Source organism: Sphingomonas sp. BE138, assembly GCF_031456125.1.
Lineage (GTDB): Bacteria > Pseudomonadota > Alphaproteobacteria > Sphingomonadales > Sphingomonadaceae > Sphingomonas.
On record NZ_JAVDUC010000007.1, the window covers coordinates 1 to 24188 of the forward strand.

The 24188-nt window shown below is 67.6% G+C and carries 19 protein-coding genes; 10 read left to right on the top strand and 9 right to left on the bottom strand.

From position 1 onward, the window contains the following. Positions 1-253 precede the first annotated feature (253 nt). Both J2Y58_RS10360 and J2Y58_RS10365 read right to left on the bottom strand, forming a co-directional pair. Positions 254-988: a hypothetical protein gene (locus J2Y58_RS10360; protein WP_310102529.1), complete on the bottom strand. Its 735-nt coding sequence runs from the start codon at positions 986-988 to the stop codon at positions 254-256. 2 nt (positions 989-990) lie between these two features. Beyond that, positions 991-2211 (bottom strand): phage integrase central domain-containing protein, encoded by a 1221-nt coding sequence (locus J2Y58_RS10365; RefSeq protein WP_310102531.1) that lies wholly within the window; start codon positions 2209-2211, stop codon positions 991-993. 418 nt (positions 2212-2629) lie between these two features. On the opposite strand from J2Y58_RS10365, the gene J2Y58_RS10370 reads away from it, so the two are divergent. From J2Y58_RS10370 to J2Y58_RS10395, 6 genes are all read left to right on the top strand, one after another. Then, positions 2630-5551, top strand: coding sequence for a TonB-dependent receptor (locus tag J2Y58_RS10370; protein ID WP_310102533.1), 2922 nt, complete (start codon positions 2630-2632; stop codon positions 5549-5551). 113 nt (positions 5552-5664) lie between these two features. Next, positions 5665-7320, top strand: coding sequence for a glycoside hydrolase family 43 protein (locus tag J2Y58_RS10375; protein WP_310102536.1), 1656 nt, complete (start codon positions 5665-5667; stop codon positions 7318-7320). Between the two features lie 308 nt (positions 7321-7628). After that, complete coding sequence (gene epsC, locus J2Y58_RS10380) at positions 7629-8567, top strand: serine O-acetyltransferase EpsC (RefSeq protein WP_310102539.1); 939 nt, start codon at positions 7629-7631, stop codon at positions 8565-8567. Beyond that, complete coding sequence (locus tag J2Y58_RS10385; RefSeq protein WP_310102542.1) at positions 8560-9300, top strand: gamma-glutamyl-gamma-aminobutyrate hydrolase family protein; 741 nt, start codon at positions 8560-8562, stop codon at positions 9298-9300. The genes epsC and J2Y58_RS10385 overlap by 8 nt, the downstream gene beginning before the upstream one ends. 59 nt (positions 9301-9359) lie before the next feature. Beyond that, positions 9360-9746 (top strand): hypothetical protein, encoded by a 387-nt coding sequence (locus tag J2Y58_RS10390; RefSeq protein ID WP_310102545.1) that lies wholly within the window; start codon positions 9360-9362, stop codon positions 9744-9746. Positions 9747-9785: 39 nt separating this feature from the next. Next, the gene (locus tag J2Y58_RS10395; protein ID WP_310102548.1) at positions 9786-11225 is read left to right on the top strand and encodes an MATE family efflux transporter; all 1440 of its coding nucleotides are present in this window, start codon (positions 9786-9788) and stop codon (positions 11223-11225) included. Between the two features lie 2 nt (positions 11226-11227). On the opposite strand, the gene rpoN is transcribed toward J2Y58_RS10395, so the two are convergent. From rpoN to J2Y58_RS10420, 5 genes are all read right to left on the bottom strand, one after another. After that, positions 11228-12697: an RNA polymerase factor sigma-54 gene (gene rpoN, locus J2Y58_RS10400; protein WP_310102550.1), complete on the bottom strand. Its 1470-nt coding sequence runs from the start codon at positions 12695-12697 to the stop codon at positions 11228-11230. Positions 12698-12812: 115 nt separating this feature from the next. After that, positions 12813-13598 (bottom strand): LPS export ABC transporter ATP-binding protein, encoded by a 786-nt coding sequence (gene lptB, locus J2Y58_RS10405; RefSeq protein ID WP_310102553.1) that lies wholly within the window; start codon positions 13596-13598, stop codon positions 12813-12815. 122 nt (positions 13599-13720) lie between these two features. Continuing rightward, positions 13721-14266: an LptA/OstA family protein gene (locus J2Y58_RS10410; RefSeq protein WP_310102555.1), complete on the bottom strand. Its 546-nt coding sequence runs from the start codon at positions 14264-14266 to the stop codon at positions 13721-13723. An 11-nt stretch (positions 14267-14277) separates the two neighbouring features. Continuing rightward, entirely contained in the window at positions 14278-14910 is a 633-nt protein-coding gene (lptC, locus tag J2Y58_RS10415; protein ID WP_310102556.1) for an LPS export ABC transporter periplasmic protein LptC, read from the bottom strand. Continuing rightward, entirely contained in the window at positions 14903-15523 is a 621-nt protein-coding gene (locus tag J2Y58_RS10420) for a ribonuclease D (RefSeq protein WP_310102559.1), read from the bottom strand. Before J2Y58_RS10420 ends, lptC begins: the two co-directional genes overlap by 8 nt. A 269-nt stretch (positions 15524-15792) precedes the next feature. Here J2Y58_RS10420 and J2Y58_RS10425 point away from each other — a divergent pair, with 269 nt between their 5' ends. After that, positions 15793-16620, top strand: coding sequence for a cold-shock protein (locus J2Y58_RS10425; protein WP_310102562.1), 828 nt, complete (start codon positions 15793-15795; stop codon positions 16618-16620). A 222-nt stretch (positions 16621-16842) separates the two neighbouring features. Beyond that, positions 16843-18369 carry a peptide chain release factor 3 gene (locus tag J2Y58_RS10430; RefSeq protein WP_310102565.1) on the top strand — a complete coding sequence of 509 codons (1527 nt, stop codon included), beginning with the start codon at positions 16843-16845 and terminating at the stop codon, positions 18367-18369. A gap of 116 nt (positions 18370-18485) precedes the next feature. Here the strand turns inward: J2Y58_RS10430 and mgtE are convergent, their stop codons facing one another. Then, positions 18486-19889, bottom strand: a complete 1404-nt coding sequence (gene mgtE, locus J2Y58_RS10435) for a magnesium transporter (protein ID WP_310102568.1) — start codon at positions 19887-19889, stop codon at positions 18486-18488. A gap of 143 nt (positions 19890-20032) precedes the next feature. On the opposite strand from mgtE, the gene J2Y58_RS10440 reads away from it, so the two are divergent. Beyond that, positions 20033-20464 (top strand): peptidylprolyl isomerase, encoded by a 432-nt coding sequence (locus J2Y58_RS10440; RefSeq protein WP_310103055.1) that lies wholly within the window; start codon positions 20033-20035, stop codon positions 20462-20464. Positions 20465-20645: 181 nt separating this feature from the next. Here J2Y58_RS10440 and J2Y58_RS10445 read toward each other — a convergent pair whose 3' ends face one another. Beyond that, positions 20646-21530: a LysR substrate-binding domain-containing protein gene (locus J2Y58_RS10445; RefSeq protein ID WP_310102571.1), complete on the bottom strand. Its 885-nt coding sequence runs from the start codon at positions 21528-21530 to the stop codon at positions 20646-20648. Positions 21531-21830: 300 nt separating this feature from the next. Between J2Y58_RS10445 and J2Y58_RS10450 the strand changes: the two genes are divergently transcribed. Beyond that, positions 21831-24125, top strand: a complete 2295-nt coding sequence (locus J2Y58_RS10450) for a CDC48 family AAA ATPase (RefSeq protein ID WP_310103058.1) — start codon at positions 21831-21833, stop codon at positions 24123-24125. Positions 24126-24188: the final 63 nt, after the last annotated feature.

A 24188-nucleotide genomic window follows, 5' to 3' on the forward strand; every position in this document is an offset into this window, starting at 1 on the left:
ACCGAAAACTTCCCGCACCGCCCGCGCCCTCGTCAAAGACGATAAGCATCCCGGCTACGGCCAAACGGGCAAGGCGGCCCTCAGGCCACGCTTACGGACCTGCTGCACCGAGTAAAATGGTTCGTCCATGTCTGTTGCCTCCGTAAGGATGCCAGCGGAAGCTGGCGGCAACAGAGGCAATAAGCAGCGTTATCGCTGGAAAATGCCATCACGTTTGCGCATCTCTGACTTTGTCAAAGCAGCGCGACAATGACTACCGACGCTTACGGCCCCTTATTCGTCGGGCATCCTGCAGTTGCTGAGCGTCTAGCTTCAAGGCCAATTCCCAATCCTCCAACCCCTCAGTTGAGGCCGGATCGCGGATGCGAGCGTAGGCGATCTCCACGGTTTCCCAATTCGCGACACCGTTCCGACCGGCGCGCTCCGCGATGGCGATCGAAAATTCTATGCGGTGCTCTCCAAGAGGACGAATATCGCGCCTCCAACTGGTGTTTATCGTGCTCCAGTCAGCATTGAATGCCTTTCCTATGGTCCACGCACGATCGACCGATGACATGCCGCGACCTCTCAGATACGCGTCCCAGGATATTGCCCTTAGTTTCAACCGGTGTTCGCGATGCTTCGTCGTTGGCACCATTTCGAGCTTCGCGAAAGTGACCGGAGTATCGCCGTTCGCAATAGCCATCGCCTCTTCGATAATTCGGATAGGAGAGGCTTTGTCCTCCGGCAGGTCTTTGAAGAGGCTGGCGTAGATAAGCAGCCGAGCCGACGCGACCTTGAGGACGGAGACTGGATCGTCCTCATCGACAGTGCCAATGGCGGCACTCAACATGTCATTGCCCAGCAGCTTATAGACGAAAAACATTGCTTTGGTTAGGGCATCGGCGGCCATAATGTGACGCCGTTCCTCGTCCTCGACCGCAAGAAATTGCTGCCGATCATTTGCTATTTCCGCGAGGACGTCGGCTAATGTCTTCTTGCCCTCCATCGTCAGGCGCTCTGGGGCTGCGAGAGGCAGAAATTGCCCCAAGCGGTCAGCAAAGCGCGCCGCATCTCCAAGAAAGTCGTGCGCTTGTACGCTCTCACGACCTTGTCAGGCACCGCATGAGCCAGCGCCGCCTCGGCGACCGGATCAGGCACGCTGGGCATTTTCTCAGCGGCCCAATCTCGAAACGAGCTGCGAAACCCATGTGCATCGAACGCCATCTTAGCGTCACGTAAAACCTTGTTCAGCGTCATGTCGGAGAGCTTGCCGCCAGCTTTCCCAGAGAAAATCAGCTGGTGGGGTTTGTGTTCGGCATCGCCGCCAACCCGCTTCAGCAAGGCCATAGCTGCGGCGTTGAGGGTCACCGTATGAGAAACCCCACTCTTCATGATGTCAGCGGGGCGGCACCACTCGCCTTTGTCGAAGTCGATCTGGCCCCAAGCGGCTGCACGCACCTCCCCTGGGCGAGCGGCGGTCAAGATTTGAAACAGCAGTGCTGATCGGCCGGCAGTGACTGGCTTGTCCTCCAAGGCGGAGACGAAAGCCGGCACATCGCTATACGGCATCGCCTTGAAATTGCCCCCGGTGGGCTGTTTGGGCAGGCCGATCGTAACGGCCTTGCCGGGCGCCTCAGATGCCCGCCAGCCTTTTGACTTAGCGAAGTTCAGGACGGTGCTGATCCGCTGCCGTACCTTGCGAGCCATCACGGGCAGCTTCAGCCAGATCGGCTCAATAGCGTCGCGAATGTGGTGGGCCTCGACCACGTCGACCTTCATGGCGCCTAGCTTCGGCCATGCGTGTTCCTCCAACGAGGACAGAAACGCAGCCGCGTTTTTATCCGCCCAGCCGCTTTTAAGGGCAAGGTGAGCCGCTTTGGTGGCTTCCTTGAAGGTGGGCGTGACCCGCCGTTCTTTGTCGCGCTCGAGGACTGGATCAAGACCGGCCTTGGCGGCGCGTCTCAACAGCCCCGCCTTTTCTCGTGCCTCGATCAAGGTGAGGTCCCGCTTTCTAAGTAGCGAAACCTCTATCTCCTCAGAGACGACCCGTTCCGACTTCGGAGCCGTGACCACGCTACCCAGCCCGATGTCGCGCCGCTTGCCATCCGCCTGTATCCGCAACAACCAGGATTTGGCCCCTGACGGCTTGACCAGAAGGTACAATCCTTCCCCGTCGCCGTGCCGACCGGGTTTGGCGTTCTTAACAGAAAGGGCGGTCAGACGACCCACAACGTACCTCCACCTGTTCCCACACTATCTTGCGGAAATAGGCGGAGGTCAACGGACATATGCGGAACGCGCACACGCCTTCTATCAGCAAAAACAGAGCAGATGAGGACGTATGCGAATGGCAGCGGACAATGTGTTATGATCCTTGTCGGGCATCCAGCTTCCCCCCCCCTTCGACATCGTTGGGCCGTTCCTGATCCGGTGACGCGCGCTTGCGTTGCGCGGATGCGTCCGGATGTTGCTGTGGCGCGTATCGTCCGCCGACCAAGGCGATCCATCGCCCGTCCGCCGCAAAGTGGTTGATTAATCGGATAAAACGCGCTTCGCTGGTGATCGCAGGGAGAGCGGCGCAACGACGTCGTCCGAAACGAACACCGGTCTCTCCGCGCGCGTTCGATAAAGAAATAGGGAGAGGAACATGAGGTCGTGGTTGATTCTGGCGACGCTGGGCGCCGGATGCTCGCTGCCGACGATGGCGCTGGCACAGGCGGCGGGATCGACGCCTTATGCACAGACGCCCCCCACCGATCAGGCGCCCGCCGCCGACACCACCACCACCGCGGCTTCGCCGAGCGCTGCGCCCGCCGCGGCGCCGCAGACGCCCGAGGCGGTCACCGGTGAGCCCGGGCCGGGGACCGACATCGTCGTCACCGGCATCCGTGCCAGCCTCAGTTCCTCCGCACAGGTGAAGCGCGACGCCAACCAGATCGTCGATTCGATCACCGCGGTCGACGTGGGCAAGTTCCCCGACGCCAACATCGCCGAATCACTGCAACGGATCACCGGCGTCGCGATCGACCGCTCGGGCGGCGAGGGGCAGTTCATCACGGTCCGCGGCCTGGGGCCGGAATTCAACACCGTGCTGGTCAACGGCCGCGTGATGGCGACCGACAATGCGGGACGCGAATTCTCGTTCGACGTGCTGTCGTCGAACATGATCCAGCGCACCGACGTGTTCAAGTCGCCGGTGCCCGAGTTGCAGGAAGGCGGGATCGGCGCGACGGTCAACATCATCACCGCCCGCCCGCTGGAAGGGCGCGGCGGCTTCCACGCCGCGGCGCAGATCGGCGGCATCTACGACCGGTCGCGCGAGAAGGTCACTCCGGATCTCGCCGCCACCGTGTCCTATGCCAACCCCGACAAGACCTTCGGCGTGCTGCTCGCCGGGTCCTATACCAAGCGCCAGAGCCAGACCGACCAGATCGCGATCGACGGGTGGATCAACGGCCGCCCCGACATCGTCCAGACCATCGGCGGCGTCCCGACCCTGATCACCGGCCGCGATTCGCGCTACCCGGTGACCGGCAACGCCAACCTGCCGCAGAGCGTCTACTACCAGCGCGCGCAGGAGGAGCGCGAGCGGATCAACGTGTCCGGCGCGGTGCAGTTCAGGCCCACCGACACGCTGGAGATCACCGTCGACGGCATCTACTCGCGCTTCAACATCTCGGGCGTGACGCGGCGGCTCGATAACTTCATGGCCGCGCCGTATTTCCAGCCGACCTTCGACGACACCAACACCGCCACCAGCCTGACGATGCTCGGCCGCGACTTCATCGCCGCCAATCCCGGCTTCCTGGCGGCGAACCCCACCCTCACCAACAACGGCGTCAACGCCAAGGTCGACCACGTCTACAACACGACGAACCGCAAGTCGGACAGCTACCAGATCGGCGGCAACATCAAGTGGAACCCGACCGACAATGTCGAGCTGCGCTTCGACGCGTCGACCACCGGCGCCAACCGCACCTCGCCCAACGCCTATCTCGTCTACGGTGCGCTGCTGCCCTACAGCTATCAGTTCACGCTGGACGGCGGGAAGGGCATCCCGTCGATCTCCTACGACAACAACGTCATCAACAACGCCGATCTGATGCGGCTGCATTACATGGGGATCGACGCCAACCGCACGCGCGACCGCGGCTCCGAATATCATCTCGACACCAAATGGACGGTCGACAATTCGATCCTGCGCACCGTCACGCTCGGCGGGTCGTATACGGAGCGGCGGAAGATCAACCGCCAGTTCAACAACAGCGATTCGAACTGCACCTATTGCGGGTATCAGGTGCCGATCGCCGCGGGGCTGCTCCAGCCGTACGAGTGGGGAGACCTGCTCGGCGGCGGGCAGAACATCCCGCCATCGATGTTCCAGGTCGATCCGGAGGCGTTCCTCGCCTATCTGAACAACCCCGCGACGCTGAACATCCCGTCGAACGGGCGCACGCCCGCGCAGCAGGCGGCGTTCGCGGCGCAGGTGCAGGCGCTGCCCGGCGGGCCGTTCGGGGTGCGCGAGCAATTGCGCGGCACCGTCAACGTGCAGGAACGCCTGACCGCCGGCTACATCAGCATGCAATTCGGGGGTGAGCGCTGGACCGGCAACGCCGGCGTGCGCGTGATCCGCACGCAGGTGCTCTCCTCCGGCTTCGACACGCCGGTGACGGGCATCGCCAACACGCCGGGCGACGACACGCTGCAATATACCTATGGCCCCGCCACCGCGATCGCGGTGCGCAGCAGCTACGTCAACGCGCTGCCCTCGGTAAATGCGAAGTACAACGTCACCGAAAAGCTGATCGCGCGCGGCGCCTTCTCGCAGACGATCACGCGCCCGACGCTGACCGATCTGGGCGTCAACAACGATTACGGCGGCCGCATCGCGGTGCCGCTGTCGTCGGGCGGCAACCCCAATCTGCTGCCGTTCCGCTCGACCAACTACGACGTGTCGCTGGAATGGTATCTGTCGCGCGTCAGCTACATCAGCGTCGGCGGGTTCTGGAAGGACCTGTCGGACTTCCTGGAGCTCCAAACGCTGCCGGTGGAGCGCTTCGGCCGCATCTATCAGGACACCCGCACGCGCAACGGGCAGAGCGGCACGATCAAGGGCGTCGAGGTCGGCGGGCAATATTCGTTCGACGCGCTCAGCGGGTTCATCGGCGGGTTCGGCGTGACGGGCAATTACACCTATGTCGCCAGCAACGCGCAGCGCGACCAGACGCTGGCCGATTTCCAGTGCGGCTATAATGGCCTGTCGCCGCACTCGGCGAACGGCAGCGTGTTCTACGAGAAATACGGCCTCTCGGCGCGCGTCTCGTACAACTGGCGATCGGACTATCTGCGCAACTGCCGCGACAGCCAGTCGCGGCCGCGCAACCGCTCGTCCTACGGTCAGCTCGACTTCAACGTGTCCTACGATTTCACGCCCAACTTCCAGGTCTATGTGCAGGGCGTGAACGTGACGAACCAGTTCATCGACGAATGGTCGGCGATCAAGGACCGCTACCTGCTCCAGCAGGAGACCGGCGCCCGCTACAATTTCGGCGTCCGCGCGAAGTTCTGACCAACGTTGCGGGCGGGGCGGCACCGGCTGCCCCGCCCGCGAAGCCTCTTGCCCTGATAGCGCTACCGTCTACGGTAGGCTTCCAGCCCGCGACGGGAAAAGGGAGAGGATACATGCGCATCACCCGCCTCGGTGGCGCAGCGGCGCTGGCCGCGATGCTCGGCACCGCCGCGACCGGTCAGGTCGCGACGTTCGAGCGCTTCAGCTACGATGGCCGCGCGCAGGAACGCGTCACGCCCACGCGTACCGAATATCGCAACCCGATCCTGTCGGGCTATTATCCCGATCCCTCGGTCACGCGCGTCGGCGACGACTATTACCTCGTCAACTCGTCCTTCGCGCACTTCCCCGGCCTGCCGGTGTTCCGGTCGAAGGACCTCGTGAACTGGGTGCAGATCGGCAATGCGATTGACCGGCCGGGGCAGCTCGACTTCACCGGGCGGCGCGTGTCGCAGGCGGTGTTCGCGCCCGACATCTCCTATCACGCCGGCACCTTCTACATCGTCAACACCTGCGTCGAGTGCGGCGGCAATTTCGTCATCACCGCCAGGGATCCGGCAGGCCCGTGGTCGCAGCCGATCTGGCTGCCGTTCGAGGGCATCGACCCGTCGATCCATTGGGAGGGTGACCGCGCGTACATCGTCAACAACCGCGCCCCCGACGAGCCGCCGCGCTACGACGGGCACCGCGCGATCTGGGTGCAGGAATATGACTGGCGCGCCGGCAAGATGGTCGGCGAGAGCACGCAGCTGATCAACGGCGGCGTCGATCTCGCCACCAGGCCGGTGTGGATCGAAGGGCCGCATCTGCTCAAGAAGGACGGCTGGTATTATCTGACCGCTGCGGAGGGCGGGACGGGCGACAACCACTCGCAGGTCGTGTTCCGGTCGAAGGCGCTACGCGGCCCGTTCGTCTCCTACACCGGCAACCCGATCCTGACGCAGCGCGACCTGCCCGCCGACCGCGCACATCCGGTCACCTCCGCGGGGCACGCGAAGCTGGTGCAGACGCAGAACGGCGACTGGTGGGCGACCTTCCTGGCGACGCGCCCCTATGCCGACGGACTCTACAACATCGGACGCGAGACTTTCCTCCTGCCGGTGACCTGGAAGGACGGCTGGCCGCATATCCTGCCGCGCGGCAAGCCGATCCCGTACGTCGCCCCGCGCCCGAAGCTGCCCGCCGGGCCTGTCCCCACGCTGCCGACCAGCGGCGATTTCGGCTATGTCGACGATTTCGGGGGCGACCGGCTGGCGATGCCATGGATCGGCATCCGCACACCGAAGCAGCCCTTCTACCGCGTCGCGAACGGCGCGCTGGCGCTGCAACCGGGGGCACGTTTCGGCGACCTGAACGGCGTGCCGTCGTTCGTCGGGCGGCGGCAGCAGCACCACGTCGCCACCGTCTCGACGGTGATGCGCTACATGCCGGGGCGCGACGGTGCGCGCGCCGGGCTGGCGGCGGTGCAGAACGATCGTTCGCTGCTGCTGTTCGGGGTCACGCGCCATGCGGGCAAGCCGGTGGTGGCGCTATGGACGCGCGACGGTGCCGATACCGACACGCTGGTGGCGAGTGCGCCGATCGACCCCGCGCAGCCGGTGACGCTCACGCTGCGCGCCGACGGCGGTACGATGGCGTTCGACTATGCCGTGGGCGGGGCGGCGGCGAAGACGCTGCGCACCGGCGTCGACGTCCGTTTCCTCAGCACCACGCGCGCGACCGGCTTCGTCGGGACCGTGATCGGCCCGTTCGACGAGCCGGGTCTGTAGGGCGCCGCGCAACCCTTGCGCGCGAGCCGCCGGCCATAATTCCGTGCGGCTCCGCCGCCAACCGCCGCCCTTTCGTCATCCCCGTGCAGGCGGGGATCCAGAACCTCTGACATGCCGACTCTCACGAGAACCTGCGCGTCTGGATTCCCGCCTGCGCGGAAATGACGGTCGCGTGCGGGGTGGGGGAGACCTGTGGCGGCCCGCCGCACCCGCACGTACGGACCCTAACCCAGCTTGCCCCCACGTAGCGCGCTTCTATCAACACCTACCACGCTGATCGGATATGATGCGCCGCGAAAGGACGGCGCATGGATCAGGGCGGTGGATTGTCGACGGCGGTGGCGGCGTTGCGCGCGGCGCGCGACGATTGGCGCGCGCGGCACGACGAGGGGCGCGATCCGACCAGCTTCCCGACGCGCGGCGCGATGGAGCGCGTGGTCGAGCTGCTGTCCGCGGCGCTCTATCCACGCCGGCTCGGCCAGTTCCGCGGTGCGCCGGGCGAAGAGGACGGGTTCGTCGCCGCCAAGCTGCTCGCCGCCGCCACCGAGCTGGAGCGCGCGGTCGCGGCGGAACTCGGCTATTGGCAGGCCGAGGCGAGCAGCGGCACCTTCGACCGCGATCAACCTGCCACGATCGCGCGGCTGTTCGTCGCCGGGCTGGGCGAGGTCCGCCGGCTGATCGACAGCGATGTCGAGGCGGCGTTCCTGGGCGACCCCGCCGCGCGCAGCACCGACGAGATCCTCGTCTGCTATCCCGGCGCGATCGCCAGCCTTCACCACCGGCTCGCGCACCCGCTCTACGAACTCGGCGCGCCGATCGTCGCGCGGCTGATCTCCGAGCTCGCCAACGAGCGGACCGGCATCGACATCCACCCCGGCGCGACGATCGGCCCGTCGTTCTTCATCGACCACGGCACCGGGGTCGTGATCGGTGAGACCGCGATCATCGGCGCGCGCGTCCGTCTCTACCAGCACGTCACGCTCGGCGCGCGCACCCCGCGCGCCGATGATCCCGATCGCCCCCACACGCGTTATGCCCGCCATCCGATCGTGGAGGACGATGTGGTGATCTATGCCGGCGCGACGATCCTGGGCCGGGTGACGATCGGGCAGGGCGCGATGATCGGCGGCAACGTCTGGCTGCTCGACGACGTGCCGCCGGGCCGGGTGGTGGTGCAGCCCGAGGCGCGAGTGATCGAGGATACGGGTGAGGGGCCCGCCGTCGACTGGCGGAGCCGCGATGCCTGACGCGCGCAAGCCGATCATCGGCGTGCTGTGCTGCAACGAGGTGGTGCAGCGTCCGGTGCAGGTGGTCGCGACGCGCTTCGTCGCGCCGCTGGCGACGCTGTCCGACGCCTGCGTGCTGCTGGTCCCCGCGATCGCCGCGGTCACCGACGCGCGCGCGCTCGCCGCACAGCTCGACGGGCTGCTGCTGACCGGCTCGCGCTCGAACGTCGCGCCGACCCGCTACGGCGCCGCAAGCGACTCCGGCGGCGGGGTGCTCGATCCCGACCGCGACGAGGTGGCGCTGACGCTCGCCGACGCGATGATCCGCGCGCGCCGCCCGGTGTTCGGGATCTGCCGCGGGATGCAGGAGATCAACGTGCTGTTCGGCGGCACTTTGTCGAGCGAATGCTGCTCGGGCCGCCACCTCAACGGCGGCTGGGACCATCGCGACTACACCGCATTGTTCGACCATCGCCACGACGTGCGGCTGGCCGAGGGCGGCGTGCTGGCGGACCTGACCGGGACCGACCGCCTCTCGGTCCATTCGGTCCACGAACAGGCGATCGAGCGGCTCGGCGACGGGCTGACCGTCGAGGCGTGGTCGAGCGACGACGACGTCATCGAGGCGATCGCCGCACGCCCGTACGGGGCCGACGTGCTGGCGGTGCAATGGCATCCGGAATGGGACGTCGATACCAGCGCGGGCAGCCGCGCGTTCTTCGCCCGGATCGGCTGCGCGCTGCGCGGCGGGTGATGCAACAAAGCCCGCGGGTGGCGGATTGTCGCAGGCGTTGCTGGACGGAGTAGAGTGTGATGAAGCCGCTTGCCCTGATCGTGCCCCTCGCCGCGCTGGCGCTGGCCGCCTGTTCGGAACGCGCGCAGGATCATGCCGAGCGTACCGGCGATGCGGTCGCCTCCGACATCGAACGCGCGTCGGACAATGTCGCGCAGAGTGTCGATTCGCTCAGCGACCGGATCGCCGATCACGTCACCAACCGCGTCGACGGGCTCGCCGCGCAGCAGATCGACCGCGCCGCCGACCGCATCTCGGAGGCCTCGGACCGGCTGGAGGCCGAGGTGCGTCGCCACGCCGATACCGCGCGTGACCGGACCGGCGCGGCGATGGAGGACGCCGGCGCCGACCTGCGCGAGCGTGACCGCGTCCGCGACGAACGCGACACGGTGCGTGACCAACGTTGATCTGTCGCACCGCGTCACGGCGCGCTACGTAACGTCGCGATGGCGCGCGCACCGCAACGAGATCTGACGACCGGCCCGATCGGCCGCACCCTGTTGCTCTTCGCACTGCCGACGCTCGGGTCGAGCGTGCTGCAATCGCTGAACGGTTCGATCAATGCGATCTGGATCGGGCAGTTCCTGGGCGAGGGCGCACTGGCCGCCACGACGAACGCCAACATCATCATGTTCCTGCTGATCGCCGCCGTCTTCGGCTTCGGCATGGCCGCGACGATCCTGATCGGCCAGAACATGGGGCGGGGCGACGTGGCGGCGGTGCGCCGCGTGCTCGGCACCTCGCTGAGGTTGTTCGGCGTGCTGTCGCTGGTGACGGCGGTCGTGGGGCTGCTGGCCGCACCCGCGATCCTGCGTCTGCTCGCCACGCCCGCCGACGTCTACGCGCTGGCGCTCGGTTACCTGCGCGTGATCTTCGTAGCGATGGTGCCGGGGTTCCTCTCGGTGCTGCTGACGATGGCGTTGCGCGGGACCGGCGATTCGATCACGCCGCTGAAGTTCATGGCGCTGGGTTCGGCGGTCGACGTCGCGCTCAACCCGCTGCTGATCCGCGGGTGGGGGCCGATCCCGGCGCTGGGCATCGAAGGATCGGCGACCGCGACGCTGATCGCCAATACCGTCTCGCTCGTGGCACTGCTCGCATATGTCTATGCGCGCGACCTGCCGATCCGGCTGCGCGGGGCGGAGTGGCGCTACATCCTGCCCGACGCCGCGCTGCTGCGCACGATCGTCGTCAAGGGCGTGCCGATGGGGTTGCAGATGCTGGTCGTCTCCACCTCGGCGCTCGCGATGATCGGGCTCGTCAATCGCCACGGCACCGCCACCACCGCGGCGTACGGCGCCGCGAACCAGCTGTGGACCTATATCCAGATGCCGGCGATGGCGGTCGGCGCGGCGGTCAGCGCGATGGCGGCGCAGAATATCGGCGCGGGCGCGTGGGAGCGGGTGGGGCGGATCACCCGCGCCGGCATCCTCACCAATCTGGCGCTCACCGGCGGGCTCGTCGTCGCCGTGACGCTGCTCGACCGCCACATCCTGTGGCTGTTCCTGGGACAGGACAGCGCGGCGGTGGCGATCGCGGTGCGGATCAACCTGATCGCGGCGTGGAGCTTTGTGCTCTTCGGCGTGTCGATGGTCCTGTCCGCGACGGTGCGCGCCAATGGGGCGGTAATCGGCCCGCTGGCGATCCTGGCGGTGGCGATGTTCCCGCTGCGGCTCGGCATGGCCGCCGGGCTGGCGCCGTCATGGGGTGCCGATGCGATCTGGTGGAGCTTTCCCGCCGGCTCGCTCGGCTCGATGCTGCTGATGATCGCATTCTACCGCCACGGCGGCTGGCGGCGCGGGCGCTTGCCCGTGGCCCGGCACGAGGGCGAGGAGAAGGCGCTGGCCGACGGTCAGCCCGCCGCGCGTTCGATGCCGGCCGGCTGACCTCAGGCGCGTTGCAGCGCGCGGGCGCGGCGGCGCTGCACCGAACTGCCGATCCCCATCGACTCGCGATATTTCGCGACGGTGCGGCGCGCGATGTCGAAGCCCTTCGCGTTCAATTGCTCGACCAATGTATCGTCGGACAGGATCGTGTCGCCTTCGCCCGCGATCAGCGCGCGGATCGCGCTCTTCACCGCCTCCGCCGACACCGCGTCGCCGCCGTCCGCAGCCGCGATCGCCGAGGTGAAGAAATATTTCAGCTCGAACACTCCGCGCGCGCAGGTCAGGTACTTGTTGCTCGTCACGCGGCTGACGGTCGATTCGTGCAGGTCGATCGCATCGGCCACCTGCCTGAGCGTCAGCGGGCGCAGATGTGCGACGCCCTTCAGGAAGAACGCCTCCTGCTGGCGGACGATCTCGGTGGCAACGCGGATGATCGTGCGCTGACGCTGGTCGAGCGCCTTGACCAGCCAGTTCGCGCTGGCGAGCTTCTCGGCCAGCCACGTCTTGCCCGCCTTGTCGCGCGCACCGTGCGACAGCTCGGCGTGATAGCCGGTGTTGACCAGGACGCGCGGCAGCGTCGCGGCATTCAGCTCGATCGCCCAGCCGCTCTTCGTGCGCGTCACGGACAGGTCGGGAATGACCGGCGCGGGCGGCTCGCCGCCATAGCGGCAGCCGGGTTTGGGGTCGTAGCCGCGCACCTCGCGGATCATGTCGGCCATGTCCTCGTCGTCGACCTGGCACAGCCGCTTCAGTCGCGTCAGGTCGCCGCGCGCGAGCAGGTCGAGATGGTCGAGCAGCCGCGCCATGCACGGATCGTAGCGGTCGACCTCTCGCGCCTGGATCGCCAGGCATTCGGCCAGGTCGCGCGCGCCGACCCCGCTCGGCTCGAAGGTCTGGATCGTCGCCAATATTGCCGCCACGCGCGGCGGAGGGACGCCGAGCCGCTGCGCGACTTCCTCGACTGCGGCGCGCAGATAGCCGGCCTCGTCGATCTGGTCGATCAACGCGCGGGCGATGAACAGGTCGTGCTCGTCGAAGATCGCGCCGGCCTGTGCCAGCAGCACGTCGGCCAGGCTCTCGCTGGTGTCGGCGAAGCTGTCGAGATCGGGCGCCTCGCCGGAGCCGGTCGCGGGTGCCGCGCTCGACGACAGCCCGCTGTGGTCCGACGGCGAATCGTCGAAGCGTTCGGCGGCGATGTCGACGTCGAGCGCTTCGCCCGCCGCCTCGCCCGCGACGACCAGTTCGTCCGCGCCGGCGGGTTCGTCGCGCACGGGCGTCTCGACGGTGGCGGGTTCGGGCGCGTCGTCGCCGCCGGGTGCGCTTTCCAGCAGCGGGTTGCGCTCCAGCTCCTCGGCGATGACGCCTTCAATCTCGAGGTTGCTCAGCGCCAGCAGCTTGATCGCCTGCTGGAGTTGCGGAGTCATCACCAGCGATTGCGATTGCCGCAGGTCGAGGCGCGGGGCGAGGCTCATGTCAACGGCGGTCGCCCGGGCGCAGGCCGGGGTTTCCGTCCGCCCGCACGTCCCTGCGGCGCGAGATTCCGGCCGGCGCCGGGATGACGGTCATGGAAGCCAGAGCTTCCATGACCTACAGCGCGAAATCCTCGCCCAGGTACAGGCGGCGGACGTTCTCGTCGCGCACCAGTTCCTCCGGGCTGCCGGTGAACAGCACCTTGCCGTCGTAGATGATGTAGGCGCGGTCGACGATGTCGAGCGTCTCGCGCACGTTGTGATCGGTGATCAGCACCCCGATCCCGCGCTCCTTCAACTGGCAGACGAGGTCGCGGATGTCGGCGATCGAGATCGGGTCGATGCCCGCGAACGGCTCGTCGAGCAGCATGATCGACGGATCGGCCGCCAATGCGCGCGCGATCTCGGCACGGCGTCGCTCGCCGCCCGACAGCGCCATCGCCGGCGCGTCGCGAAGCCGCGTCAGACCGAACTCGCCGAGCAACTGCTCCAGCTTGTCGGCGCGGGCGGCGGCGTCGGGCTCGGCCAGCTCCAGCACGGTCAGGATATTCTTCTCGATCGTCAGTCCGCGGAAGATCGAGGTCTCCTGCGGCAGATAGCCGAGCCCCAGGATCGCGCGGCGGTACATCGGCAGCCCGGTGATGTCGTCGCCGTCGAGCATGATTCGCCCCGAATCGGGCTTCACCAATCCCATCACCGAATAGAAGCAGGTGGTCTTGCCCGCGCCGTTCGGCCCGAGCAGCCCGATCACCTCGCCGCGCCCGACCGTCACCGACACGTCGGTCAGCACGACCCGCTTGTCGTAGCTCTTGGCGATGGAGACGACCTGCAGGCCGCTGCCCAGCTCCGCCTCGTGGATCGGCGCGACCCGGCCCAGGCGATCGTGATCCAGCGCTGTGGTCATGCCGTCCATCGTTCGTCGCTCTCTCAGAACAGGGTTACCGCTTCGTCAACGCCGCCACGTCTGGCAAGATTCATGCATGAAGCGGGCGCGAAGGTGAACCCCCCGCTCCCGGATGCGGCGGGTCAGTTGCGTTTGGGCACCGAAAACGTGCCGGTGACCCGTCCATTGGGCGCCTGCGTGACGCCGCTGCCGCCCGGCGCGGCACCGCCCGCGACCGACGAGCCGTCGATCACCGCGCGGCCGGTGTCGAGATTGATCGTCAGCCGCCCGCCGTTGATCGTGTTGTTGGCCTGCGTCAGCCGCACCGAACCGAGCATGGTGATGACCCGCCGGTTGAGGTCGTAGACGCCGAACTGGCTGCGTGCGGTCTGATCGGGGCGCACCACGGTCACCCCGCCGCTGGCGTCGAGCCGCGACACCTGCGGATTGCCGTCGATGACCTGCCCCGTATAGGCGACGGTCATCCGCTGCGCGGTCAGCGTCATCTCGGCCTGGCGCACCTTGACGTTGCCCGACAGGACCGCGCGGTTCGCCCGGTCCTGCAGCTCGATATGATCCGCGCCGAATTCGATCGGCGCGGCGGTGTCGTGCCGCGTCTGCGCCCCTACGGGCGCCGCAAGCGACAGCGACAGGGCAGACAGGGCGGCGATAACGGCAGGGCGCGACATGGCGGGCTTCTCTATCGTCTCGGGGTGAACCGCAAGCGCGCATTGCCGTCGAGCGTGACGGTGCGCGCTTCCAGGTCGGCGCTCATCCGGTCGCCGCGGAACGTGCCCTGGCGCACGGTGCCGGTCGCCGCGTCGGTCGATTGCAGCCGCCGGCTCTTCAGGTCGACGACGGCATTGTCGGTGTCGAGCGTGTAATTGTTGGGACCGCGCACCTTGATCGGCCCGTCGACCTGCACCTGCTCGCTGTCCATGTCGTAGCGGCCGGTCGGCGCGGTGAGCGTCGCGGGCCCGTCCGACAGGCGGATCGCGGCCGCCATGTCGGCGATGCGCACGATCGGCTCGGCGGAACTCTTCTGGATCGCCGACCCGGCGTCCAGCTCGAACGGCTGCCCCTTGGCATCGGTGCCGCGATAGCGCGCCTGCTGGAGCTTCATCCGCTCCTTGGCGACCTCGACGCGGTTCTTGTCCAGCACGAACGAGGCGTCGCCGCCCATCGTCAGCGGCGCCATCACGAGGAACGCGAACAAGATGCCGATCGACACCGGTAGGATGCGATTGGCCGCCGCGATGACGCGGTCGTGCCGTCCGCCGGGCTGTGCCCAGCGTTGCCGTTCGGACCGGGCGCGGAGCGCGACGTCAGACATGCGCGAAGATGTCCACCTCCGGCCAGCCGGCGAGATCGAGCTCGGCGCGCGCGGGCAGGAAGTCGAAGCATGCCTGCGCCAGCGCGGTCCGTCCCTCGCGCGCCAGCCGCCGGTCGAGTTCTTCCTTCAGCCGATGCAGGTAGCGCACGTCCGACGCGGCATAGTCGCGCTGCGCCTCGCTCAGCACCGGGCCGCCCCAGTCGGACGATTGCTGCTGCTTCGAGATGTCCTGCCCCAGCAACTCGCGCACCAGCTCCTTCAGTCCGTGGCGGTCGGTGTACGTGCGCACCAGTCGCGACGCGATCTTGGTGCAGTACACGGGCGCCGCCACGACGTTCAGATAATGGCGCAGCGCGGCGATATCGAAGCGCCCGAAATGATAGAGTTTGAGGCGCGCCGGGTCGGCCAGCACCGCGCGCAGGTTCGGCGCGGCATAATCGCTGCCTGGCGAAAAGCGCACCAAATGCTCGTCGCCGCCGCCGTCGGACAGCTGCACCAGGCACAGCCGGTCGCGCGGCGTGATGAGCCCCATGGTCTCGGTATCGACCGCGATCGCGGCGCCGGGCGCGAATACGTCGCCGGGAAGGTCTTCTTCGTGCAGATGTACAGCCATATCCAGCCTGTAGCGGCGCGGCCGGCATGGCTCAATCGCTTCGTGACTCGCGCGGCGCAAGACGACGGAACGTGGCAACAATACGACCGATCCGCGGCGTTTACCGGCCGATGCCTGAAAAGACGCGCAAAACGATTCGCAGGATGGCGCAAGATGGTCTATGAGCGAGATGAGGCGCAGTAGGTCCTGCGCCAAGGGGAGCCGCGTTCGCCGTCCTGCGCGTGGCCCTGATGGAAGTGTTCGGGCGGACCGGGAAGACGAACAGGGTTATGGGTTACGACAAGGGCGGCCGCGGCAATCGCGGCGGGCGTGGGCGCGACAAGCGCGATGGTTTCGGCGGCGGCGGTGACGATTTCGGCGGCGGCTTCGGCGGCGGTGGATTCGGTGGCGGCTTCGAGGATCGCGGTGGCGGCTTCGGCGGCGGCGGTCGCGGCTTCGGCGGTGGTGGCGGCGGCTTCGGCGGCGGCGGCGGTGGCTTCCGCAGCGGCAGTGGCGGCTTCGGCGGTGGCGGCGGCGGTGGTCGCGGCTTCGGCGGCGGTGGCGGCATGCCCCCGCAGGTCGTCGGCGAAGGCACCGGCGTGGTCAAGTTCTTCAACGGTCAGAAGGGCTTCGGCTTCATCGTCCGTGACGACGGCGGCGAGGACGTGTTCGTGCACATCTCGGCGGTCGAACAGGCGGGCCTGTCGGGCCTGGCCGAGGGCCAGCCGCTCGGCTTCACGCTGGTCGATCGCGGCGGTCGCGTCTCGGCGACGGACCTGAAGATCGACGGCGAGCCGATGCCGGTACAGGAGCGTTCGGCACCGCGCGAAGGCGGCTTCGGCGATCGCGGCGGTGACCGTGGTCCGCGCGGCGGCGCCGGCGGCCCGCAGCGCCAGCTCACCGGTGAGAAGGCGACGGGCACCGTCAAGTTCTTCAACGCGATGAAGGGCTTCGGCTTCATCCAGCGCGACGACGGTCAGCCGGACGCGTTCGTGCACATCTCGGCGGTCGAGCGCGCCGGCATGCCGACGCTCAACGAAGGCGATCGCCTGAGCTTCGAGATCGAAGTCGATCGTCGCGGCAAGTATGCGGCGGTCAACCTCGAGTCGGGCAGCTAAGCTACCCTGATCGATGAACGACAGGCGGCTCGCCCGGCAGATGTCGGGCGGGCCGCTTCTCGTTCGGGGAACCCAAGAACTGCGGCGCCAGTGGCTCTCGCGAGCACTTGCGCGTCCCGATCCCCACCTCGGCCGGGACACGCCCGCCTCCGCCCCTGTCGTTCCCACCGCCATCCTGCTAACCGGGCGCGCCCGCCGCACCCGCGCAACACTGGACCCTCGATGACCTCCCCCCGCCGTACCTTTGCGATCATCTCCCACCCCGACGCGGGCAAGACGACGCTGACCGAAAAGCTGCTCTATTTCGGTGGCGCGATCCACCTCGCCGGCGAGGTGAAGGCGCGCGGGGCGAACCGGCGCGCTCGCTCGGACTGGATGAAGATCGAGCAGCAGCGCGGCATCTCGGTCACCTCCAGCGTCATGACGTTCGAGAGCGGCGGCGTGACCTTCAATCTGCTCGACACGCCGGGCCACGAGGATTTCAGCGAGGACACCTACCGGACGCTGACCGCGGTCGACTCCGCGATCATGGTCATCGACGCGGCGCGCGGCATCGAGGCGCAGACGCGCAAGCTGTTCGAGGTCTGTCGCCTGCGCTCGGTGCCGATCATCACCTTCGTCAACAAGGTCGATCGCGAAGGGCGCCCGCCGTTCGAGCTGCTCGACGAGATCGCCGACGTGCTCGCGCTCGACGTCTGCCCGATGACGTGGCCGGTCGGGATGGGCGGTACGTTCGAGGGCATCCTGAACCTCGACGCGAACCGCATCGCGCGCCCCGAGGGCGACAGCCGCACCTTCCAGGGCAAGGTCGAGGATGCGCCCGCGCTACCGGAAGCGGTGGCGGAGGAGATCGAGCTGGCGCAGGCCGGCTATGCCGCGTTCGATGCCGAGGCGTATCGGCACGGCGACCTGACCCCGGTGTATTTCGGCTCGGCGCTGAAGGACTTCGGTCCGGCCGACCTGATTGCGGCGCTGAGCGATTATGCGCCGCCGCCGCGCCCGCAGCCGGCCGAGCCCGCGCCGGTCGCGCCGGAGGAGAAGGAGGTCACCGGCTTCGTCTTCAAGGTGCAGGCGAACATGGACCCGCAGCACCGCGACCGGATCGCGTTCATGCGGCTGTGCTCGGGCACGTTCCGGCGCGGCATGAAGCTGACCCCGACCGGGCACGGCAAGCCGATCGCGGTCCATTCGCCGATCCTGTTCTTCGCGCAGAACCGCGAGGTCGCCGACGAGGCATATCCCGGCGACATCATCGGCATCCCCAACCACGGCACGCTGCGCGTCGGCGACACGCTGTCGGAGAAGGCCGACGTGCGCTTCACCGGGCTGCCGAACTTCGCGCCCGAGATCCTGCGCCGCGTCGCGCTCAAGGATCCGACCAAGACCAAGCAGCTGCGCAAGGCGCTGGACGACATGGCCGAGGAAGGCGTGACGCAGGTCTTCTATCCCGAGATCGGAAGCAACTGGATCATCGGGGTCGTGGGCCAGCTACAGCTCGACGTGCTGCTGAGCCGGCTGGACGCCGAGTATAAGGTCGCCGCCGGGCTGGAACCGGCGCCGTTCGACACCGCGCGCTGGGTGTCGGCGGAGGATCCGGCGGAGCTGAAGAACTTCACCGACCTGAACCGTGCGGCGATGGCCAAGGACCGCGACGGCAATCCGGTGTTCCTCGCCAAGAGCGCGTGGGAGGTCGGCTATGTGCAGGACCGCTACCCCAAGGTGAGGTTCGCCGCCACGCGCGAGCGGTAATCACTCCGCTCGTCATTCCCGCGAAGGCGGGAATCCAGACGCGCAGGTTCTCGCAAGGGCCGGTAGGTCAGAGGTTCTGGATTCCCGCCTGCGCGGGAATGACGATGGGGGCGTGACTATCCCCCCAGCCCCCACAAGGCCGCCAGCCCCAGGAAGGTGAAGAACCCCAGCGAGTCGGTGCACGTCGTCACGAACACCGACGACGCCACCGCCGGGTCGACATCGAAGCGGTCGAGCGTCACCGGCACCAGCACGCCGGCCAGCCCTGCGACGATGTTGTTGATGAAGAGCGCCAGCCCGAACACCATCGCCAGCGCCGGATTGCCGAACCAGAGGTAGGAGCCGACGCCGACCAGCAGCCCCAGGCCCAGCCCGTTGCTCGCCGCGATGCGCAGCTCGCGCACGATCATGCGCACCGTGTTCGATCCGGTCAGCTGGTTGGTGGCGAGCGCGCGGACGACCACCGCCAGCGTCTGGGTGCCGGCATTGCCGCCCATCCCGCTGACGATCCCCATCAACTGCGCCAGCACCGCAAAGCGCGCGATCCGTTCGTCGAACAGCCCGACGACCGTCGCCGCCAGCATCGCGGTCGGCAGGTTGATGAGCAGCCACGTCAGCCGCGTGCGCACGGTGAAACGGATCGGCTCGTTGATGTCGCCTTCACCCGCGCCGGACAGCCGCAGCGCGTCCTCGCCCGCTTCCTGCTGGATGATGTGGACGACGTCGTCGACGGTGATCATGCCCACCAGCCGCCCCGATCCGTCGACGACCGCCGCGGAGATCAGCGCATATTTCTGGAAGCGCAGCGCGACCTCTTCCTGGTCCATGTCGACCGGGATTAGCGTCTGTTCGCGCTGCATGACGTCGGCGATCGCGATGCTGCGCGGGGTGCGCAGGATCCAGCTCAATGAGCAGGTGCCGACCGGCTCGTGAGTGGGATCGACGACGAAGATTTCCCAGAAGTCGGTGGTCAGCGTCTCGTCGGCGCGCAGATAGTCGAGCACGTCGCCGACCGTCCAATGTTCGGGCACCGCGACCAAATCGCGCTGCATCAGGCGACCGGCGGATTCCTCGGGATAGGACAGCGCCTCCTCGATCGCGGCGCGATCGTCGGGCTCCATCGCGCGCAGGACCTCGCGCTGGTCCTCCGGCTCCATGTCCTCGATGATCGCGACCGCGTCGTCGGTATCGAGTTCGCTGGCGATGTCCGCGACCTGCCGCGCGTCGAGCGCGTCGATCAGCGCCTCGCGGACGTAATCGTTCATTTCCGCGAAAACGTCGGCGTCGAGCAGGTCGCTGATCGCAGCGGCCAGCGCGCGGCGGCAATCCTCGGGAGTCAGCTCGAACAGGTCGGCAACGTCGGCGGGGTGAAGCGGCTCGACCAGCGCATGCGCCTCGGCCACGTCGCCGGCCTCGACCGCGTCGAGCACCGCGCGGACGAACTCAGGCTTCAACCGGTCGTCCTCGTCCAGCCGGTCCTCCTGCTCGTCATAGACCTCGGGCAGCTCGGTCTCGCTCATGTGCCGGCTCCCTCGTTGCGTCGCGACTCCTCGGCACCTAGCGCGGGCGTCATGCATTTGCCACCCGGGCGCGGGACCGGTAGGGGCGCGCGCATACGGCAAGAAAGGAACTGCCCGTGACCGATACCTATTCGACGCTGACGATGACGCTGGACGGCGGCGACGTGACGATCAAGCTGCGCCCCGACCTGGCGCCCGAGCACGTCAAGCGCATCGCCGAGCTGGCCAACGAAGGCTTCTACGACGGCGTACCGTTCCACCGCGTGATCCCCGGCTTCATGGCGCAGGGCGGCGACGGCGGGAACCACAACGGCACCGGCGGGTCGTCCAAGCCGAACCTGAAGCAGGAATTCAACAAGGAACCGCACGTGCGCGGCACCTGCTCGATGGCGCGGACGATGGATCCGAACAGCGCCAATTCGCAGTTCTTCATCTGCTTCGACGACGCGCGCTTCCTGGACGGCCAGTATACCGTGTGGGGCGAGGTGACCGAGGGCATGGAACTGATCGACGCGCTGCCCAAGGGCGAGCCGCCCGCGAACCCGGGCAAGATCGTGACGATGAAGGCTTCCTGATCCGACTTCGCCGCCCCGGCGCGACCGGCGTCGGGGCGGGCCGGCGTGGGTCGGCCCCGGACAGCGAAGACGGAATGTGCCCATCGCCACGTCATCTCCGCGGAGGTGGCAGGCTTTCGAAGGGGCCGAAACGTCAGCGGTTCGGGATCCGCGCCGACGCGGAACGCCGGGGGGGAGCGGCTTACCCCTCGCGCAACGTGCGGATCAGCCAGTCGCGGAAGATCTTTACCGGCTTGGTCTGGAGCGCGCGCGGGCGGCACGCGAACCAGTAACTGTACGGGCTGGTCACCTCGATGTCGAACAGCCGCACCAGCCGCGGGTCGTTGGCGTCCTGGAAATGGTTTTCGTGCATGAAGGCCACGCCCAGACCCTGCGCCGCGGCTTCGAGGATCAGCACGCCGGTGTCGAAATAGTCGATCGCGACCGGCTCCATCCCCGGATAGCCCGCCGCCTGGCTCCAGGCGGCGAACGTGTCGGGCATGTCGCGGTGGAGCAGCACGCTGTGCTCGCGCATCTGCTCGGGATCGCGCAGCGGGTTCGGCCCTTCCAGCAAGCCGCGCGCACCGATCGGATAGACCATGTTGCGGTCGAGCCGTTCCGAATACAGCATCGGATCTATATCGCGCGCGACGACGATCACTGCGTCCAGTCCCTCGCCGAGCCGCGCCAGCGCATTGCCGCCCGTGTCGATGTCGAGATGGAGTTCCGGATGCGCGGCGCGCAGCTCGCCCAGCCGCGGGAACAGCCGCTGCGACGCATAGAGCGGCAACACCCCCAACCGCAGCCGCAGCACGTCGGTGCCGCTGCTCATCCCCTCGATCGCGTCGGACATGCCGTCCAGCGCCGGCGCGATCGCCGCGAGCAGCCGCTCGCCATCGGCATTGGGCACCATCGCCTGGTGGCGACGATCGAACAGCGGGCGCGCGATGAAGCGCTCCAGCGTCTGGATGCGCCGGCTGAGCGCCGGGGGCGATAGCGCGAGCTCCTGCGCCGCGGCCTTGATCGATCCCAGCCGCGCAACCGCAACGAAGGCTTCGATGGCAGTAAGGGGAGGAAGCCGACGCATGGCAGGTCCAATGTCGCTATTGCGCTGCATCATGCAACATCTCGTTGCCGACGCAACCGCTATCGCCGGTACGATTGCACAATGTGCAACCATAGCGCTATCATTTCGCACTTGCGAAGAACATGGGTCAGCGGCACATAGGGCGGGCCTTTCAGGCATCCTCTCCTAAAAACTTTCAAACGGCCGGCCCTCTGGGGCTGGCCTTTTTTTCGTGCATCGTCGATCAAGGCGCGGGCTCGCAATGCGGAACCGGCGCCCTATCTCCTGCGCTCCGCGGACGACCGCGTGGAAAGGATCGACATGGCGGATGCCGACGACAAATTGGTGAAGTTGCAGGTCGCCAACGCGCGCCCCGAGGACAGCGGGCGCGGCGTCGCGCATTTGCCGCGCGCGGTGTTCGCCGCGCTGGGGATCACCGATGGCGACGTGGTGGAGATCGTCGGCAAGAAGACCACGCCGGCACGCGCGATCGGCCCCTATGCCGAGGACGAGGGACTGGAGCTGGTCCGCATCGACGGGTTGCAGCGCGCCAACGCCGGCGTCGGATCGGGCGATTTCGTCGAGGTCAAGCGCGCCGAGTCGAAGGCGGCGACTCGGGTGGTGTTTGCCCCCGCGCAGCAGAACCTGCGCCTGCAAGGATCGACCAACGCGCTGAAGCGCACCTTCTTCGGCCGCCCGCTGTGCGCAGGCGATATCGTCGCGACCGCCGGGCACCAGCGCGTGCAGAACATGCCGCCGGGCATGGAGCGCTACGTCAATGCGCCCGCTTACGCATTGCAGGAGATCCGCCTGCTGGTCGTGTCGGCGAGCCCCAAGGGCGTCGTGCACATCGACGAGAATACGGAGGTCGAGCTGCGCGCCGAATATGAGGAGCCGCAGGCGGCGCGGCGCGCCGACGTCACCTATGACGATATCGGCGGTATGGCCGGGACGATCGACCAGTTGCGCGAGATGGTCGAGCTGCCGCTGCGCTATCCCGAACTCTTCCAGCGGCTGGGCGTCGATCCGCCCAAGGGCGTGCTGCTGCACGGACCACCCGGCACCGGCAAGACGCGGCTGGCGCGTGCCGTCGCTAACGAATCGGACGCGCAATTCTTCCTGATCAACGGGCCGGAGATCATGGGCTCCGCTTATGGCGAGTCCGAACAGCGGCTGCGGCAGGTGTTCGAGGAGGCGAGCAAGGCCGCGCCGTCGATCGTCTTTATCGACGAGATCGACTCGATCGCACCCAAGCGGGGTCAAGTGTCAGGCGAGGCGGAAAAGCGTGTCGTCGCGCAACTGCTGACGCTGATGGACGGGCTGGAGGCGCGCGCCAATCTGGTGGTGATCGCGGCGACCAACCGGCCGGAGGCGATCGACGAGGCGCTGCGGCGGCCGGGCCGGTTCGACCGCGAGATCATCGTCGGCGTCCCTGACGAGCGCGGACGGCGCGAGATCCTGGGCATCCACACACGCGGCATGCCGCTGGGCGACCGTGTCGACCTGAACGAGCTGGCGCGGCAGACCTTCGGCTTCGTCGGGGCGGACATGGCGGCGCTGACCCGCGAGGCGGCGATCGAGGCGGTACGGCGGATCATGCCGAAGCTGAACCTGGAGGACCGCACCGTACCGCCCGAGGTGCTGGATACGCTTGCGGTGACGCGCGAGGACTTCACCGAGGCGCTGAAGCGCGTGCAGCCGAGCGCGATGCGCGAAGTGATGGTGCAGGCGCCGACGACCAAATGGTCCGACGTCGGCGGGCTGGACGATGCGCAGATGCGGCTGAAGGAGGGCGTCGAGCTGCCGCTGAAGAACCCCGACGCCTTCCGGCGGCTCGGCATCCGCCCGGCGAAGGGCTTCCTGCTCTATGGCCCGCCCGGCACCGGCAAGACGCTGCTCGCCAAGGCGGTGGCGCGCGAGGCGCAGGCGAACTTCATCGCGACCAAGTCGAGCGACCTGCTGAGCAAATGGTATGGCGAGAGCGAGCAGCAGATCGCGCGGCTGTTCCAGCGCGCACGGCAGGTGGCGCCGACGGTGATCTTTATCGACGAGCTCGATTCACTGGTGCCGGCGCGCGGCGGCGGGCTGGGCGAACCGCAGGTGACCGAGCGGGTGGTGAACACGATCCTGGCCGAGATGGACGGGCTGGAGGAGCTGCAATCTGTGGTGGTGATCGGCGCGACCAACCGGCCGAACCTGGTCGATCCGGCGTTGCTGCGGCCGGGGCGGTTCGACGAGCTGATCTATGTCGGGGTGCCGAGCGTCGAAGGGCGGCGGCGGATCCTCGACATCCAGACGCAGAAGATGCCGCTGGCCGCCGATGTCGATCTGGACGCGATCGCGGCGCGGGCGGAGCGGTTCACCGGCGCCGACCTGGAGGATGTGGTGCGGCGCGCCGGGTTGATCGCACTGCGCGAGTCGATGGACCTACGCGAGGTGCGGATGGCGCATTTCGAGCGCGCGATCGAGGAAAGCCGCGCGAGCGTCACCCCGGAGGTGGAGCGCGATTACGAGCAGATGGCGGCGCGGCTGAAGCAGGAGGCGAATGCGATCCAGCCGATCGGCTTCATCACGCCGGGTCAGCTGACGGCGCGGCCAGGGGGCAAGGAGGTCTGACCACTTCCGGCCCGGCCGATCCATGGACCGTGGTGCTGACCCTGTCGAAGCGCGTGCCGCTGG

Excerpts from the sequence above, each read along its gene's own strand:
- J2Y58_RS10360 (WP_310102529.1), bottom strand. The coding sequence starts at position 988 with ATGGAGGGCAAGAAGACATTAGCCGACGTCCTCGCGGAAATAGCAAAT.
- J2Y58_RS10370 (WP_310102533.1), top strand. The coding sequence starts at position 2,630 with ATGAGGTCGTGGTTGATTCTGGCGACGCTGGGCGCCGGATGCTCGCTG.
- J2Y58_RS10375 (WP_310102536.1), top strand. The coding sequence starts at position 5,665 with ATGCGCATCACCCGCCTCGGTGGCGCAGCGGCGCTGGCCGCGATGCTC.
- epsC (WP_310102539.1), top strand. The coding sequence starts at position 7,629 with ATGGATCAGGGCGGTGGATTGTCGACGGCGGTGGCGGCGTTGCGCGCG.
- J2Y58_RS10385 (WP_310102542.1), top strand. The coding sequence starts at position 8,560 with ATGCCTGACGCGCGCAAGCCGATCATCGGCGTGCTGTGCTGCAACGAG.
- J2Y58_RS10390 (WP_310102545.1), top strand. The coding sequence starts at position 9,360 with ATGAAGCCGCTTGCCCTGATCGTGCCCCTCGCCGCGCTGGCGCTGGCC.
- J2Y58_RS10395 (WP_310102548.1), top strand. The coding sequence starts at position 9,786 with ATGGCGCGCGCACCGCAACGAGATCTGACGACCGGCCCGATCGGCCGC.
- rpoN (WP_310102550.1), bottom strand. The coding sequence starts at position 12,697 with ATGAGCCTCGCCCCGCGCCTCGACCTGCGGCAATCGCAATCGCTGGTG.
- lptB (WP_310102553.1), bottom strand. The coding sequence starts at position 13,598 with ATGACCACAGCGCTGGATCACGATCGCCTGGGCCGGGTCGCGCCGATC.
- J2Y58_RS10410 (WP_310102555.1), bottom strand. The coding sequence starts at position 14,266 with ATGTCGCGCCCTGCCGTTATCGCCGCCCTGTCTGCCCTGTCGCTGTCG.
- lptC (WP_310102556.1), bottom strand. The coding sequence starts at position 14,910 with ATGTCTGACGTCGCGCTCCGCGCCCGGTCCGAACGGCAACGCTGGGCA.
- J2Y58_RS10420 (WP_310102559.1), bottom strand. The coding sequence starts at position 15,523 with ATGGCTGTACATCTGCACGAAGAAGACCTTCCCGGCGACGTATTCGCG.
- J2Y58_RS10425 (WP_310102562.1), top strand. The coding sequence starts at position 15,793 with ATGGGTTACGACAAGGGCGGCCGCGGCAATCGCGGCGGGCGTGGGCGC.
- J2Y58_RS10430 (WP_310102565.1), top strand. The coding sequence starts at position 16,843 with ATGACCTCCCCCCGCCGTACCTTTGCGATCATCTCCCACCCCGACGCG.
- mgtE (WP_310102568.1), bottom strand. The coding sequence starts at position 19,889 with ATGAGCGAGACCGAGCTGCCCGAGGTCTATGACGAGCAGGAGGACCGG.
- J2Y58_RS10440 (WP_310103055.1), top strand. The coding sequence starts at position 20,033 with ATGACGCTGGACGGCGGCGACGTGACGATCAAGCTGCGCCCCGACCTG.
- J2Y58_RS10445 (WP_310102571.1), bottom strand. The coding sequence starts at position 21,530 with ATGCGTCGGCTTCCTCCCCTTACTGCCATCGAAGCCTTCGTTGCGGTT.
- J2Y58_RS10450 (WP_310103058.1), top strand. The coding sequence starts at position 21,831 with ATGGCGGATGCCGACGACAAATTGGTGAAGTTGCAGGTCGCCAACGCG.